This is a genomic window from Planktothrix prolifica NIVA-CYA 540, assembly GCF_963864145.1.
GTDB lineage: Bacteria > Cyanobacteriota > Cyanobacteriia > Cyanobacteriales > Microcoleaceae > Planktothrix > Planktothrix agardhii.
In genome coordinates this window covers 1,253,492-1,268,464 of sequence record NZ_CAWLTW010000001.1, presented here as the reverse complement: position 1 = coordinate 1,268,464, position 14,973 = coordinate 1,253,492, and the positions used below count along the sequence as shown (strand labels likewise).

Annotated in this window: 15 protein-coding genes and 1 pseudogene; 2 read left to right on the top strand and 14 right to left on the bottom strand. The window is 37.9% G+C overall.

From position 1 onward, the window contains the following. A pseudogene (locus AC559H_RS05820) lies at window positions 1-844 on the top strand (molecular chaperone HtpG); the annotation flags it as partial. Window positions 845-1,145: 301 nt separating this feature from the next. On the opposite strand, the gene AC559H_RS05815 reads toward AC559H_RS05820, so the two are convergent. From AC559H_RS05815 to AC559H_RS05800, 4 genes are all read right to left on the bottom strand, one after another. Further along, window positions 1,146-2,678, bottom strand: coding sequence for a GH3 family acyl-acid amido synthetase (locus AC559H_RS05815; protein WP_026793995.1), 1,533 nt, complete (start codon window positions 2,676-2,678; stop codon window positions 1,146-1,148). Beyond that, a complete protein-coding gene (locus AC559H_RS05810) occupies window positions 2,678-3,181 on the bottom strand; it encodes a DapH/DapD/GlmU-related protein (protein ID WP_237745636.1) in 504 nt (167 codons plus the stop codon). The genes AC559H_RS05815 and AC559H_RS05810 overlap by 1 nt, the downstream gene beginning before the upstream one ends. Window positions 3,182-3,282: 101 nt before the next feature. Next, a complete protein-coding gene (locus AC559H_RS05805; RefSeq protein ID WP_087882174.1) occupies window positions 3,283-4,029 on the bottom strand; it encodes a sterol desaturase family protein in 747 nt (248 codons plus the stop codon). An 8-nt stretch (window positions 4,030-4,037) separates the two neighbouring features. Next, window positions 4,038-5,108: an aromatic ring-hydroxylating dioxygenase subunit alpha gene (locus AC559H_RS05800; RefSeq protein ID WP_233422977.1), complete on the bottom strand. Its 1,071-nt coding sequence runs from the start codon at window positions 5,106-5,108 to the stop codon at window positions 4,038-4,040. Between the two features lie 94 nt (window positions 5,109-5,202). Between AC559H_RS05800 and AC559H_RS05795 the strand changes: the two genes are divergently transcribed. Next, window positions 5,203-5,436 carry a hypothetical protein gene (locus AC559H_RS05795; RefSeq protein ID WP_026786710.1) on the top strand — a complete coding sequence of 78 codons (234 nt, stop codon included), beginning with the start codon at window positions 5,203-5,205 and terminating at the stop codon, window positions 5,434-5,436. On the opposite strand, the gene AC559H_RS05790 is transcribed toward AC559H_RS05795, so the two are convergent. The 10 genes from AC559H_RS05790 to AC559H_RS05745 form a co-directional block, all read right to left on the bottom strand. Further along, window positions 5,428-5,715, bottom strand: coding sequence for a 2Fe-2S iron-sulfur cluster-binding protein (locus tag AC559H_RS05790; RefSeq protein WP_026786711.1), 288 nt, complete (start codon window positions 5,713-5,715; stop codon window positions 5,428-5,430). The genes AC559H_RS05795 and AC559H_RS05790 overlap by 9 nt on opposite strands. A 13-nt stretch (window positions 5,716-5,728) precedes the next feature. Beyond that, window positions 5,729-6,892: a hypothetical protein gene (locus AC559H_RS05785; protein ID WP_026793991.1), complete on the bottom strand. Its 1,164-nt coding sequence runs from the start codon at window positions 6,890-6,892 to the stop codon at window positions 5,729-5,731. Between the two features lie 8 nt (window positions 6,893-6,900). Beyond that, window positions 6,901-7,824, bottom strand: a complete 924-nt coding sequence (locus tag AC559H_RS05780; RefSeq protein WP_026793990.1) for a hypothetical protein — start codon at window positions 7,822-7,824, stop codon at window positions 6,901-6,903. A 10-nt stretch (window positions 7,825-7,834) separates the two neighbouring features. Then, window positions 7,835-8,878, bottom strand: coding sequence for an aromatic ring-hydroxylating dioxygenase subunit alpha (locus tag AC559H_RS05775; RefSeq protein ID WP_026793989.1), 1,044 nt, complete (start codon window positions 8,876-8,878; stop codon window positions 7,835-7,837). A gap of 5 nt (window positions 8,879-8,883) precedes the next feature. Continuing rightward, window positions 8,884-9,624: a hypothetical protein gene (locus AC559H_RS05770; protein WP_026793988.1), complete on the bottom strand. Its 741-nt coding sequence runs from the start codon at window positions 9,622-9,624 to the stop codon at window positions 8,884-8,886. Window positions 9,625-9,760: 136 nt separating this feature from the next. Continuing rightward, window positions 9,761-10,786 carry an aromatic ring-hydroxylating oxygenase subunit alpha gene (locus AC559H_RS05765; RefSeq protein ID WP_026793987.1) on the bottom strand — a complete coding sequence of 342 codons (1,026 nt, stop codon included), beginning with the start codon at window positions 10,784-10,786 and terminating at the stop codon, window positions 9,761-9,763. A gap of 24 nt (window positions 10,787-10,810) precedes the next feature. Then, the gene (locus AC559H_RS05760; RefSeq protein WP_026793986.1) at window positions 10,811-11,209 is read right to left on the bottom strand and encodes an Mpo1-like protein; all 399 of its coding nucleotides are present in this window, start codon (window positions 11,207-11,209) and stop codon (window positions 10,811-10,813) included. Beyond that, the gene (locus AC559H_RS05755; protein ID WP_026793985.1) at window positions 11,206-12,930 is read right to left on the bottom strand and encodes an N-acyl-D-amino-acid deacylase family protein; all 1,725 of its coding nucleotides are present in this window, start codon (window positions 12,928-12,930) and stop codon (window positions 11,206-11,208) included. Before AC559H_RS05755 ends, AC559H_RS05760 begins: the two co-directional genes overlap by 4 nt. Before the next feature lie 57 nt (window positions 12,931-12,987). Continuing rightward, window positions 12,988-13,893 (bottom strand): DUF4435 domain-containing protein, encoded by a 906-nt coding sequence (locus AC559H_RS05750; RefSeq protein WP_026793984.1) that lies wholly within the window; start codon window positions 13,891-13,893, stop codon window positions 12,988-12,990. A 2-nt stretch (window positions 13,894-13,895) separates the two neighbouring features. Beyond that, window positions 13,896-14,954 carry an AAA family ATPase gene (locus tag AC559H_RS05745; RefSeq protein WP_026793983.1) on the bottom strand — a complete coding sequence of 353 codons (1,059 nt, stop codon included), beginning with the start codon at window positions 14,952-14,954 and terminating at the stop codon, window positions 13,896-13,898. Window positions 14,955-14,973: the final 19 nt, after the last annotated feature.

Here is a 14,973-nt window from a genome sequence, read left to right as displayed (position 1 = left end):
GGGGGGCTGGGGGTCAACTCCGCAGGGGTCAACGGAGGATGGGCCTGTTGCCGTTCCTACCCAAGTCCAAGTGCAAACCGAAGACGGGGATGTTTGGCAGGATGTCGCTTCTCCAACTTCTGATAATACCGATGAAAAAGGTCGTTACTACACCACCTTAAGCGAATATCTTGAACGCAATAAAGAACGCCATGAAAATCGGGTATTTTATTGTACCGATGAAACAACCCAAGCCACTTATATTCAGTTACATACCAGTCAAGGATTAGAAGTTTTGTTCTTCGATTCCTTTATTGATAGTCATTTTATTAGTTTCCTAGAACGGGAACACACTGATGTTAAGTTTGCCCGGGTGGATGCGGAACTAGATGACAATTTAATTGCTAAGGATAATAGTCCTGAAATTGTTGATCCTAAAACCAATAAAACCCGCAGTGAAATCATTAAAGACCTGTTTACCGCAGCTTTAAACAAGCCTAAATTAACGATTCGGACTGAATCCTTGAAATCCGAGAATACCCCGCCCGCGATGGTATTATTACCGGAATTTATGCGACGGTTACAGGATATGACAGCCCTGATGCAGCAACAAAAAGTTGAATTTCCAGAGGAACATATTCTGTTAATTAATATTGCCCATCCGTTAATTCAGAATTTAGTGAATTTGAGTCAAGGAGCGATTATTCAAGAAGGTGGTGAATCTCCTTCGACGGAATTAGCGAATATGATTTGTCATCATGTCTATGATTTAGCCTTAATTGCTCAAAAAGGCTTTGATGCTGAAGGAATGAAGGACTTTGTAGAACGTTCTAACCAAGTATTAACGCGGTTAACAACCCACTGAGATGACGGTAAAAAACGCTAGTAGAGGTAATTCATGAATTACCCCTACATATAGGGTTACATCCCCAAATTTGCGTAAGTCCTGAAAGAGTAAAAAGTTAGCGATCGCAGCCTGATATAGCAGGGAACAGCCCCCCCAAACCCCCCGTGCACGGGGGGCTAGGGGGGGAGGGAACACCGGGGGAAAACACTTTACCGTCTGGGTTCCAAGATCCGTCTGGTGTCTTAACTGCCTTGGCGGTTGCTATAAAATCAAGAGCGATCGCTTGCTTTTTACAAAAATTTTGAATTTAAAATGATAATTAAAGCTGAAATTTAAGTTGGTTAAAAAGATCAGCATTAATAGGCGATATTGCTAGAATGGGATACTTAACACCACCCCAAATACTACCCGATCGCACCCGATACAATGCTAATAATTCAGGAATTTTCGAGGAAATAAAAACTTGTGGGGGTGCAAGTTGATCGAGTAATCGCGCCCGTTGGTATTGAATTGATTGTGATAAAGCAATATCTAAATTTTTAGCTAAGATTTGTGGACTTTCTACGGCTTGATCGAGTAATAAAATATAGTGAGGTGGATTGGCAACTGGAACTAAGCTTTTAAAGCAGGTTTCTGGAATATTTAATTGCGCTAAAATATCACAAACAAAGCTTTCTTGTAGCTTTTCACCGACTAGATCGCTGATGGCTTCATTTCGTCCTAAAAACTCTAAACAAGGAGTGTGATGATATATCCCCGACACGCGAATGCGATCGCCAATTCGATAACGATATAATCCTCCCTTTTGTGATAGAATGATTGTATATTTCTGCCCAACACTAAGTTCATGTAGTTGATAAAAGCAACCCTGATCATCTTCAAATTCAAAAAAAACTTCATCCAGAACAGGAACATACCCGTTAGCTTCTATTAACGGAATTGTCATTGGGGCTTCTGTGGCTAATAAACCTTTACCTTGAACGAAGACATTAGGAAATTGTAATTGCAACCCTTTCGCCCCATCTCCTGAATTAGCAGCATCCCAACAGGAAATTAGCTTTAAATTAGACCAAAGTTGTTGCCAAGTAATTTGAGGTTCTGCTAGTAATTTCAGGCGTTCACTTGATATCTTTTTTTGTAATTCTTTTGACAATAATTCCTGATTTTCTTGAATATAGTTTAAATGTGTTTTAAGAAAACTAGGACTCCAAATCGAAATTATTTCGAGTTTTTCTGCTTGTAATAGTGCTAAAGAAAGCTGATGTTTAAATTGCTGGTAATTCTGCAAACTTTCCAGTTTTTCTGGCATGACTAACCAAGGATGCAAAAACCAGCGCAACCAATTATCTAAGTAATCTAAATCATTTTGCAAAGAGAGGGAATTATTGAATTTAGAATCGAGGGAATCTAATTGAGGTGAAATACAAGCATAGAGTTTACCTGTGGAAAACTTAGGGCCATTTTGTATTAAATCATACGCCCATACACAAAACATTTGATTGAAGGATTTTCGCAGCGATCGCGTGTAAGGAATCCATTTAACTGCACCGCTACTTCCAGAGGTTTTTTCATAAAATAAAATGGGTTCTGGTGTCAGTGAAATTCGCTTTTGTTTAGAGTTTTGTTTTCCTAAAATCCAAGGTTTAAGTTGATCATAATCAACGATTGGAACCTGATGCCAATCTGCTACAGAGCGAATGTTTAAAGATTTGCCGTACTCGCTTTGAATCAAGCGATCGCAAATTTCTATTTGCACCAATTGTTGTGCCGCTTGCGGGTTATCTAATGCTCGATAAAATCGCCGATAACTTGGGGCTAGAAGTTTCCCAAATAGTTGAATAAATTGACGCATTATTTTACTTTTTGATTCGGATAAAGGTTAGTATCAACAGGCATATAAACACCATTTTCAATAATTACTCCGGGCGCAATATGCGATCCAGCACCGACAAAAACATCATTGCCAATTTTGACTTTTTTGACATACAACATTAAGTTGTGTTTACGGGGTTTAATAACATGAGAATAAATGCCAACTCGATGTCCAATTACAACGCGATCGCCAATTTCTAACAAACCGCGATCGGCAATTTCTAGTCCCGGTGTCCAGTATATATTTTGCCCGATTTTCGCCCCCCACAATCGCAACCAACCGGAAAATACGCCTGGAATTAATCGCAATACAGCCTCTAAAACTGGAATTGCAATATAGATCACCTGAATTTGATGGCTACCCCACCAAGGGCTATATTCTTTTCCCTGTAAATAACTAATCCCTTCTTTAATCGGATAAATCCACTGATGTAATCGATAAATAAAAACGGGCAAACCATAAAGAGAAAATAATACAACCACAGCACTAAAAATGCCAGGTGAATGTGCAAAATAGATTAACGATCCGCCTGTTAGTAATAAAACTATAGCAGGAAAAAATAAAAGAATTTTACTCAGCAGTGTCATGAAAAGGGAAATAAAAGTTTTTGAGTGAAAGTTAATGGAATTGCATTTCCAATTTGAGTTGGTAATTCACTGTTTTGATAATAAGTTCCATGCAAACGATCCCAAAGTTTTAGATTAGCACCATAATTACAGTTAGGAAACTGGCTAGAATGATGCCATGAGTGATCCTGGGGCAAAATCAACCAAGGAGATAGAAAATGGTAAAACCAACTATTTGCAGGAACAATCAGTTGGCTATGCCTCCATAGATCTAGGACAGAAGTTAAGCTAACTCCTAAAAGATAGCCTGTAGAATTAGCAAACAAGTACAAAAAAAAGCTATTAATCCACAAATAAACAATAAAAAAGCTTGCCCAAATCGTGTTACGAGATGTTCCTAAAACATCCAAATTAGTCACTGTATGATGCACTTGATGAACGTTCCAAAAAAAAGTAGAATGTAGCAGGCGATGATTCCAGTAGTAGAGATAATCAACGGCAACAAAGCTAATCAGAAAGGATAAAATTGGAGAAACATGAAGATATCCGGGTGATATCGGTAGCCAGTAACGATAAAGTTGATAAATTATCGTCGCTTGCATAAGTGGAATTAGCATTCCTTGTACAAATAATCCAGCGCTATCTAATAGCCAATCTTCAAAAGATTTTGCTTTAAGTTGAGTTCTCCCTGATTTATCAAAAATAGTCCAGCCAACTAAGCCGATAAAAGCAACAAAAACTATAATTTGGACAATAATTTGCATAAAAAAGGTTAAACGAAAAATGTAACTTTAACCGATTGATTGGGTAATTGTCGCGGATCTTTTCCAGATGCGATCGCATTTCGGATCGACTCTACAAATACATGAATTGTATCAGCAGGCGTGTTAGAAAATTGGGTTCCATATTTAGCGATCGCTTCCCCTTGAATCCCCAATATTTTCACATCCTGCTGAATAATATGTTGTGCTGTCCAACGGATAAACGGACGCGCTAGTTTATTCCAAATGCCATAGTTATAAGTAACATCCGTGTAAACTAGGGTTGAATTTTCCGTTTCGGGAATCGACTGACTGGTAATGAACAAATGGCGGTTGTTTCCCATCTGATATTCGACACTGGTAATATTTGGCATATAAAAGCGATCGCTATGTTTAATTTCCCCACCTTGCTGATTAAGAAAACGACTATACCATCCTAAATTACTCGTTTCGTTACAATAATTCACCAAAACAGAACCATTTTTCCGTTCTACAATCATTTGTAGCATTTGTTGGCAAGATTTGCGGAAAATACCGGGATGCACAAAGGCAGTATGGGGAATATCAATAAAGTTTTCTACACAATTAGTCACATTATTTTGAAAACGGTTAATAACTCGTATTGTTTCCCATCCTTGCTCTTGATAATGAGGCATAAAAAACGGGTTAAAATCTTCACTAGGATCGTCAGCTAACCGCACATAAACATAACCATCTTGTTCTTTTGTTGCATAACATTTTGCTCGACGTTGTTGGGATAATTTGATTGAATTTCCCTCCGAAGGAACAGCAATAACATTACCATTTTGATCGTAAATCCAACCATGATAAGGACATTGTAGTGCGCCGTTACAAACCTTTCCGACGGATAGGCGACTACTGCGATGCAAACAGCGATCGCGCAACGCCACAGCTTGTCCATTTTCTCCCCGAAATATTGCTAACCATTCTCCTAAAAGCGATCGCGCTAATACCGTGTTAGGCTTTAATTGGTTGCTCAGTGCAACAATGTACCAAAAATCTTCAAATTGCATGACTAATAGTACCGAGAGACGAGGACGATCATATTTCAATTCTGACAAATTATCAAAAAAATAAAAATATCAGTTAATCCATTGCCTGCCAATAGTCACCTGATTTATAATTAAAAGTGATACTTATAGGCAAAAAATCATAATGAATTTACAAGAATTACAAAAACAGGTATTGCAGTTACCAATTAGCGATCGCTGGCAATTAGTAGAAACGCTGTTAGAGTCATTACAGCGAGAATCCAGTTTTGAATTGAAAAAGGGAAATCTTTCTCGATTACGAGGAATTGCCAAAACAACAGAAACATCAAGTGAAGATGTCGAAACAGATTATATTAACTATATTACAAAAAAATATCAGTTATCAAAATTATTCTAGTTTGCGAATTTTAACATTAACTGTGAGGTCAATTTGACAGGCTAATCTTGCATTTGAAACATTAGAAGCCAATATATCCAAGACCTCCTGCTCATCTGCTTTAGCAGCAGGAATATCACCGATTACTTTAACTAAACAAGTTCCACAGATTCCAGTCCGACAGCCAAACAAAACAGGTGAATTTTGAATGGTTAGATGTTCGGATAAGTTTTGATGACGTTGCAAAGTAATGGAAAGATAATCAGTTTCGGGAAAAGAGATTTTACACAAATTAGACATGGCAGAAATCCTGTTAATATTGCTGTTCAAAGCGTTGAAAAGCCGTTTTTTGAGTTGCTAAATATTGGGGAATGGAATTAGATGACATTAGGGTCATTTCTCGATTGCGTTTCCATAGGTAATCGAGCTTTTCCACATACACTTTATAAGATTCCATTGCTTCTTGATGGGTTAAATAACTGCGATGTAATCCCTCTGATTCTTCAGTAAAGCAGCGTCGCATCATGTCTTTAGCATCTTTTTCAGTTAGGTTAAAAATAGGCGATCGCAACACGCGATAAATCTTACTATATAACGCCGGATCGTACCAAAAAATTCCATTAATGGCAGCAGAAAAGTGAAAATGATCTTGTTGACATCCCCATACTCCTAAATTCGCTACAAACTTTTCAAATGCTGTTGGAGGTGCAAGGCAAGTGACAACTTCGTGAGATACAATTGTAGAACTATTAAAATGAAAACTCTCATCTAAAAAATGATAGTAAGAAACTTTAGCGGGAATAGGTGCTAAGTCTTGATTGGTATGTTTTTGATAGTAGTTGCTGAGTTTATGCTGAATTAATTTACCATTTAATGTCCGCACGCCTCGGACAGTAAAATACTGACAAGCCAAAAAAGTATTATTTGCAGAAATTAAACCAAAGTATTGAAGTTGAATCTTTTTCCACCAGGTTTTTAACGCATTTGTATCTGCATAAACCATTGTTTCTGTAAAGGGCGATCGCATCGGGTAAGTGAAAATTAATTCTCCAAACAAAGCTTTTTCTACTTGTTTGGAAATCGTTCTAAATGCGTTAATATGGGTGCGCTCTTGAGACGATTCTAAATCTAATGTATCGCAAATCAAACGGAAATCTTCATAGGCGTAAAGACCAGTAGCGCTAGTTTGATTAAAAAAGATAGTGGCAATTTCAGCCGAGACAATTTGCGAATAGTAAGCGACCCAGTAAAGTTGATTTAAAATTAAGCGCTGATCTGGACTCGATTGCTCCCATAAAGGAGTACCATACAGTAAAGAAAACTCTTCTGGATTCCAATATTCATTTTTACAATCTTCATAACAAAACTTTTCAACAGCTTCATCCATTAAAGTCGTCTGATCTTGCTGTTTGTTGCGTTTATAATTAATTTGTAACTTGCGATAAATAGTGGGATGCTCTAACAGTTGATTTTCCATATTAAAGTTTAAGTTAAGTTAACACATTGGTGAGCAGGTAAGGGGACAAAAGCACCTCGTTCTTCTAAAGTTTGAATGATCGCCTCTACCGATTTTATTCGCATGAGCGATCGCAATAATTTTAATCGGGTTCCGCTATGGGTTTCCGTATCCAACTCTTCTAGGATTTGGATTTTTTGCGATCGCGAAAGGTGTCCTTTCACCTGTGTGATCGCCGTTAGCACATTCTGGGGGCCAACTTGTACCATCATTAAAAACTTTGCCAATAGTTCAATCATTAATTCTTGACTAGATTTTGAAATTAAAATTTTCTCAAACAATAAATTTCCAGTTGCGTGATGGCGTGCTTCTGCATCCAAAAAACTAGAAAAAATTTCTGCAAGATTTTGATGACAACATTCCTTTGCTATTCGGCGATAGTGACTTAAACCCCATCCTTCTAACACCACTTGCAACACAAATAATAACACAGTTTTATCCGTACCTTCAACAACTTCTGCCAATAAGTTTAGAAATGGATCTTGATGATTAGTTAATTCAATTTCTGGCAAAAAACAACTGATTTGACTCAGATGATTGGCTTCATCTGCTGCAAATAAACCGTAAAGTATTCGTTCTTCAACGGTTTCTGCTAAAAGCGTCATTTTTGCCATATAACCAACGCCTGCATTCTCAATATAATAGGCTTCTTCTAATAAGCTGCGATTTGTGATTTGAAGAATAGCAGACTGTTCGCGATCGCTTGCTTCTTGAAAAATTTTGACTCGATTGAGATGAAAAAAATCCGCATTCCAATATTGACCACTTACGTCAATTTTAGGACGTTCTTGCTTTGGCAATGCTGCCGTCAAAACCCGTCTTAATTTGTTATTCGAGGTGATATGAGGTAAATTTAATCCGGCAATTTGGGATTCTGATAATGGTTGATTCATGCTAGGGTACTCAAAAAATAGATGGATTGCGATCGCGATTTTCTACTTGATCAATAGGTTTCCAAGTTTTCCAGTTCAGTGCTTTCTGGCGGTTAACCTGTTGGATAAATTCTCCAATGGAATGATCCGCTTTTGTGGGAGTTTTTAAGTCAAATTGAATGGTTTGAAAAACTTGTGTATCTCCCTTAGCAAAGTAATTACCAACCTGTTGAGTTAACCACAGTAACCCCTGATTAATTCCCCATTTCAAACATCCCGATCTTTTGGGGGTTATTAAAATTGTTTGTCCCTCGGTTTTTCCTTCCTCAATCATTCGCAGTGCAAAGACAATATAGAAGTGTAAGAAATCGGGGCCAAGGGTTACTGTTCCTGTACTACCATACCAATAACACATACTATAAGTCACTTCATTTTTATAAAGCGGACGAATCAAACGAATTAACCCAGAATTATCACCTCCCCTGGTTGTATTGCTAAAAGTAATGGCATGAGAATTCAGTTCTTTAGACTCAAAAATAATCTCTAAAGGTAAATTGTGAACGGTATTAAAGTGATGAGCATCGATTGCATTAATTAACAGTACATTGGGATGACAGTTTTTAATAAATCGAGTCCCCAAACGATAATCGCAATCTACCTGTTCTAATTCCGGTACAAAAGGCAGTAAATTAGGTAAATCTTCTCCCACCCACACCCAAATTAAACCATAATTTTCTGCTGTTTGCCAAGTTTTTATACACACATTTAGGGGTTTTTCCAATGAAGGAATATCAATGCAAATCCCCTCCGCATTATATTTCCAATTATGGAAAAAACAACGAATTCCATCCCCTTCTACTTTACCTTCTGCCAAATGGGCTCCCATGTGGGGGCAATAGGCATCTACCGCCACCACCTGACCACTAATACCCCGATAAATGGCTAAGTTTCTACCCAAAAGCGTGACCGCTTTCACCTTCCCAACTTTTAATTCTTTAGAGGGTAATACCCAGTACCATCCCTCAACAAATTGAGTGGGATTATTAAAAATAGCATGAGGTTTTTGATCAGACATAAGAATTAAATTAAAACTGAGTTTTGCACAAATTCTAGGGGTGATTCTGCATCCCACATTCGTTGTCCAGCCGGGGTGAGATTTTCATAACAAATTTCTGTTAAACACACCAATTCATCACCTAATTTATAACCTGGGTTTTGAGTTGTAAAAAAATGAATATGGCGGTTAGTTTGTCGTCCCGATGGAATTTCTATTAATTTATCCTGAAGAATTTGGGGAGATTTAAAGCGGACAATACCCGTTGCTTTTTTATAAAAATCGCCATAATATTCTTCTGCTAAACTTGCCATTAACTTTTCAATAAAAACAGGGGTATTTGTGTTGTATTGAGGATAGAACTCTTTCCAAAATATGGGTAGAAAGCGATAGGTACGAAAACCCGAACAAATAAGCAGCCAATATAGTTTATTTTCAGTATGTTGTTGACGTAAAAAATTAACGGCAGCGATCCAAGTTCGAGGTAAGGTGGTGCTTGACCAAACACTGGGATCGACGATCGTATCCCCTGAATAAACAACACTAATTTTTTCCCCTAAAAAACTCGTCTGACACAACATTAAGGTCGAAAAACCTTTTAGAGTATTAGTTGTTTCATCTCTTAACAATAACGCCCAATTTTTGCGCTCAAGATCGGTCTGGAACCCATCCCATGTAATACCCAGAAAATGATTGTTTAAAAGGGCATACATGGCAGTGCGATCGCTAGGATGTAGCTTGGTAATGGGAACTAGCCAACTCTTCATGATTGGGAAACTACCGGAACTCGGTTTTCAAGTATACTCTTCTAGTTTACTCAATGTTATTTGATAACAGCAATAGCTCACCTCTATAAGATAATAAACTTAATGCAAATAAGTTTACTATTTTTTTAGGATTAAGTTATTTTTGATGGATTGATTTCAAATGACAATTTTCATCCTGTGACCATTGAGATGGTTCAAGTTGATTAACATACTGTATATATTGAACTAGGGGTTGATCAATAGTGAGAATTACTTGCGGATTAAACCGAATATTATCATAAATTTTGCCATCTTCATCCCTGAGCATATAATAAGCCAAACGGGTACAAAATAATAAAAACTGACTGAACAAATAACCCAGGATTCCCTTCCGTTTTTCGGTGACATAAATCGGTTGAATTCGGGTTTTTTGTGGTGCGATCGCCGTATAAGCATAGATCATGTAAAGCGAAGGAAATAGCCGTACATTTTTCATCATTGTGAGTAAACCAATACAACCATCTGCATAACGCATAGAATACTCATAACTAGAACCTAAAAATCGCTGTCCTAACCTTTCTCGCCAAGTCGTTTGGGGGAATTGTCCCCGCATCGTAAAGTCAATTTGCGTCCCTAATTCATTTATGTTTAAAGATAGATCCATTTTGATATCTAAATGATGAATAGTTTTCAAATGTTGGGCATCAATTCCATTCATCATACAAATATGATGATGGCAACTTCTTTCAAAAGCATTATCAGCTTGACTGATAATTTCTTTACCCTTCAATTCATCAAATTCAACAAGTTTTTCCGGTGCTTTAGCATTAGGATGAATCCAAATAAAGCCATATTTTTCCTCGGTTGCGTAAGCTGTTAATTTAGCTTGATGGGGAATTTCTGATTGACAGGGAATATTTTGACAAACTCCTGTTTCATCAAATGCCCAATAATGAAATGCACAGCGAATCCAATTTCCCTCAACTTGCCCAATTCCTAAATCTGTTCCGAGATGAGGACAATAGGCATCTAAAGCCCGAACTTTTCCATCTTCCCCTCGAAAAATGACAATTTTTTGACCGCAAATTTCTATAGATTGTGCTTTTTTCTGAGATAATTCTTGACTAGGACAGGCAATATACCAACCTTTGGTAATAATATTCCAATTGTTAAAATTTTTCATAAAAAATCTTTATTTATAAGTCGGTTAATTTACTTTTAATTGATACTGCTGTAAAATTTCTTGACATTGGTGGATATCCTCTCTATATTTGCCCGATAAAACCCTAAATAGCATTTTACCTAAACAGAAAGAAGCTCGCCACGAGAAAACTGCATCTTGTAAATTAATATGACTTCGTTCAAATAAAAAATGTCCAGCTAATCCGATTAACTGAGTGAGGGGCAAGCCTAAAAGTAACCAGTAATTTTGCGATTTACAAATGGTAAAAAGTAGGCTGTAAAAGAATATTATACCGATAATATGCAGGGCAATATTGATAGGATGCTGGTGTTTGAGAACAAAAATATCCCAGTAGTCTGTAAAAGGATGATCGAGAATGCGATCGCTAATTCTATTTCTCAATTTTGGATCGATTGAATTCATAAATTATTAGAGTTAAAAGATGGAAATAAAACGGTTCCCAGACGTTCTCGACCTAAAATTTCCCTAACTTGACCCCGACTAACGACTTGAATTCCCTTAATATAAACCGCTTCTACAATTTCTTCAGATCCCCGTTTAACCATGCGAGGTTCGCCATCTAAAATGGGATCAAAAATTTCGACTTGGGGACTAATTGGTTGGTTAAAAGATTGAGGATTCAGTAAAACGAGATCAGCTTGAGCGCCAATATTCAGAACACCTGTATCTAGCCTAAACCAACGAGCGGGTTCTCCGGTAACGCGAGCGATCGCCACTTCTGGTTTCAGAAACTTCGTTGCCACCGCTTGCTTGAGCAAAGATAACGCCCCATCGTAGTAACCCAAGTTACGGACATGAGCCCCCGCATCAGTAAAACCGGGCAAAATATAGGGGTGCTGCATCAGTGCTAAACGAGGTGCTAAACGATCGTTCGCTCCCGTCGCCACCCAACGCAGATCCGTGTCATATTTCCGCAACGCCTCAATAAACAAATCTACAGGTTTCTGTTGCTTTTGAGCAGCAACTTCAGCAAAACTTAATCCTTGCCAACTCGTTTCGGGACAACGCACGATTTCCATTAAATCTAACTGACGATGAAATGATTTCCGCCAATTATTTAACCATTCTTGGCGAAATTGACGGCGAAACGTTTCCGACTCCCATAATTGTTGCCGTTTTTGTCGTGAATTGCAGCTATTGAGTTGTGCGCCTGTGGGGAATTCTTCAAATAAGGGAGTAACAGACCCATCAGAATAAATTGTAAAGGGTTCGGTCAATGTTTGAAAGCGAACATTCCCCTTAAGAATTTGGTTCCAAAAATAGAGCAGAGGCGAAAAGATGCGCCACAATTTACGATCATGAACGGCATCCAGGGCTGATAAAACTGTCAATCTTAAGGGTTTTTGTCCAATTCCCGAACCCATACGAAAAATATCTAAAAAAGAAGCAAATTTTTGTAAATTTGGAGTGACTTGAAATACTAAATCTCGTTCTCGACAAAGATTAGCAAGCATTGCGTATTCTGGAAGTTTGGCGTGTTGGGATGGGATCGTGCAACCACTCCATTCTCCACTCATCCGATGCCAGGGAAACATATCTATTGAAATGCCAACAAATCCTGCATCTAAAGCATCTGCGGCAATTTGTTGCATAGTTTTAAGTTCGGTTTCTGAGGGTTGAACTGTTAAGCTGCGTTCCAATCCCATCACATGAGCGCGTAAGGCACTATGCCCGAATAAAGGCGCAATATTAGCACCAAGTTGTAATTGTTTTAAATGTTCTAAATATTCTGCGGGTGTCTGCCAAGAAACCGATTGTTTTAACCATTTTTCTATTAATTTATGGGAAAGAGTTTCGACTCTCTGAAATATATCTGCCAGCATTTGGGGTTCACCAACTGCAACCGATAAGCTGCAATTACCAATCACAACGCTGGTAACACCATGACGCACTGATTCGCTTAATCCGGGTGCAATTTCTAGCTCTAAATCGTAATGAGTGTGAATATCAATAAATCCCGGTGTTACCCATAAACCGGACGCATCGATAATTTGATGAGCATTGGGGGGAAGAGAAGATGCGATCACCACAATCTTACCCTTTTCAATCCCAATATCCCCCCGCATTGGCTTAGAGCCTAAACCATCAAAAATTAACCCGTTTTGAATTAGCAAATCTAACATGATTTTTTGTTATTTGGGTTGTTAGCTGTAATTTATCCTAATGCAATAGAAGTTAAGCTATAACTGTTCGATTCTTGAGCGTAATTCCATAATATCGGGATGTTGAGTAAAGTCAAGGTTATTAATTCCCCAACGAAAATATTTTGTTAGAGAAATATAGTGATGTTTTTGTTGCTGCAATTGCTTCTGCATTTCCATTTGCCTTTGAATATCTTTTCCATGAAACCATATTAAATACTGTTTCTGTGTCCAGAAATTCTCTTGTTCAAACTGATTTTGATACATCGCAAGGCTGTCTTCAAATTTTTCTGTTGTGACTGTTTCAACAGCTTGTTTAAATTCGTTAATTAATCCTAAAGCTTCACTTTTACAATCTTGTAAATCCAATGAAGCGGGCAGTGTACCACTATTGCCTGTCCATGTTGTTTTGAGTTGTTCTCGTGCTGCACTCATGTTAACCAAGTCACTCAACGCCCAGCGTACAGCTTGGTAATCTTGCAGGTTCTTGGCACTACTTTCAATCCATGCTGAAATGAGATTGATTCCTGGTGAATCTTGATGTCCCCACTTAGAAAGTTTAGGATTTTCCTGCTTCTGCCTGTAATTTTCTACCCAATAGGTGTGAATTAAATTAGGATCTAAGAGATAGTTCTCAATACAAGCGCGATAAGTTAAAACAATAGAACTATTACCTAACCTATTACCTAGTGGAAGTAATTGGCAGTTAGCAGTTGGTTGAATATCGAAATCACGATCGCGAAAAATAATGTATTTCTGATTTACTGCTTGATTATTAGAGAAGTAGCCTTCAGCAAAGATTGAAAAAGTAAATTTACTACCCGCAGGCACAATTGTGCATCGATCGCCTGGTATGCCATCAACTACTTTGTCAAGCAAGCTATAATCTAAGCTGCTCCCCTTCCCTTCACAAAAAATTATTTTTCCACCGCTAACAACACTCACAATTATACCTCGATGCGGACAATGGATGCTTCAGGTATTAACTGCTCTACATAATCGGAGTGAGTTGTAATGATAAATTGATTATTTTTCCCTAATTTGGGTAAAGCTCTCAACAATGCTTGTTGCATAGGTGGGTGTAAATGTAACTCAATCTCATCAATCAATATCACCGAATTATGAATATTCCAATTGGCAAAGTCCATCAAGATGGGAAAGGTAGCACGCTCACCCCCAGACATCTCAGAAATTTCATAGTGATTTTTACCATCGTAGAGATAAAACCAAGGTTCGCTGAGAATATCATCGATACCCTCTCGTGGAATTGAACCTTCAAAGCTACGTTCTGGAAAAACGGCTTTATAAGCTTGTTCAATTTCAGCATATAAGTCTTTCTGCCCAGGACGCAATTGCAGATTTTTGTCTTTCACATCTTGATGAAATATTCGCCACTTTGATAGGCGATCGCGTAAAATATCATCTGTGATTTCAATTTTGCCATCCACGTTTTCAGTAGTTAAGCTAGTTGAAGTTCTTTGCTCTGTATACCAAAAAACTGTGCCAACTCGTTCAAACACCTGAAAGCCTTCTGAACGAAGTAATTGCTTTGCATATTCTCGTCCTTTGAATTGAAACAATTCAGCCGCCGTGTTTGCTTGAACGTCCTCACCTTGCCATCTAAGAGATACACTATGTTCGTTAGCGGGAGAAACTGGTAAATCGTGGCTCATCTTTTGTAATTTGTGATGAAACTCACGCACTGCTTCGAGTTCTGGGCTAGGAAATTGTACTTTTAGAGTTACTTCTGGTTCAAACCTTCCCCAATTACTCCCTAACAATTCATAGTTAAATCCTGGCCATTGTAATTTAGGAAGTTTTTTTAATCGCCCAGTTGCAACTCCCAGTGTAGCAGCTATTGCTTGTAAAAGGCTTGTTTTTCCAGAGCCGTTCATCCCTATTATGACTATAATATCTCGTGCTAATCCAGTTTCTGGATCGGTGAAATCGAATGACCGTTCCCGAAATTTTTTGAAATACTTTAACTGGACAGATTGAACTTTCATGTCAGAAGTTTATTGAAAA

What these genes read in the sequence shown, in the direction of transcription:
- AC559H_RS05815 (WP_026793995.1), bottom strand. Translation starts at nt 2,678, where the DNA reads ATGCGTCAATTTATTCAACTATTTGGGAAACTTCTAGCCCCAAGTTAT.
- AC559H_RS05805 (WP_087882174.1), bottom strand. Translation starts at nt 4,029, where the DNA reads ATGCAAATTATTGTCCAAATTATAGTTTTTGTTGCTTTTATCGGCTTA.
- AC559H_RS05795 (WP_026786710.1), top strand. Translation starts at nt 5,203, where the DNA reads ATGAATTTACAAGAATTACAAAAACAGGTATTGCAGTTACCAATTAGC.
- AC559H_RS05790 (WP_026786711.1), bottom strand. Translation starts at nt 5,715, where the DNA reads ATGTCTAATTTGTGTAAAATCTCTTTTCCCGAAACTGATTATCTTTCC.
- AC559H_RS05785 (WP_026793991.1), bottom strand. Translation starts at nt 6,892, where the DNA reads ATGGAAAATCAACTGTTAGAGCATCCCACTATTTATCGCAAGTTACAA.
- AC559H_RS05780 (WP_026793990.1), bottom strand. Translation starts at nt 7,824, where the DNA reads ATGAATCAACCATTATCAGAATCCCAAATTGCCGGATTAAATTTACCT.
- AC559H_RS05775 (WP_026793989.1), bottom strand. Translation starts at nt 8,878, where the DNA reads ATGTCTGATCAAAAACCTCATGCTATTTTTAATAATCCCACTCAATTT.
- AC559H_RS05770 (WP_026793988.1), bottom strand. Translation starts at nt 9,624, where the DNA reads ATGAAGAGTTGGCTAGTTCCCATTACCAAGCTACATCCTAGCGATCGC.
- AC559H_RS05765 (WP_026793987.1), bottom strand. Translation starts at nt 10,786, where the DNA reads ATGAAAAATTTTAACAATTGGAATATTATTACCAAAGGTTGGTATATT.
- AC559H_RS05760 (WP_026793986.1), bottom strand. Translation starts at nt 11,209, where the DNA reads ATGAATTCAATCGATCCAAAATTGAGAAATAGAATTAGCGATCGCATT.
- AC559H_RS05755 (WP_026793985.1), bottom strand. Translation starts at nt 12,930, where the DNA reads ATGTTAGATTTGCTAATTCAAAACGGGTTAATTTTTGATGGTTTAGGC.
- AC559H_RS05745 (WP_026793983.1), bottom strand. Translation starts at nt 14,954, where the DNA reads ATGAAAGTTCAATCTGTCCAGTTAAAGTATTTCAAAAAATTTCGGGAA.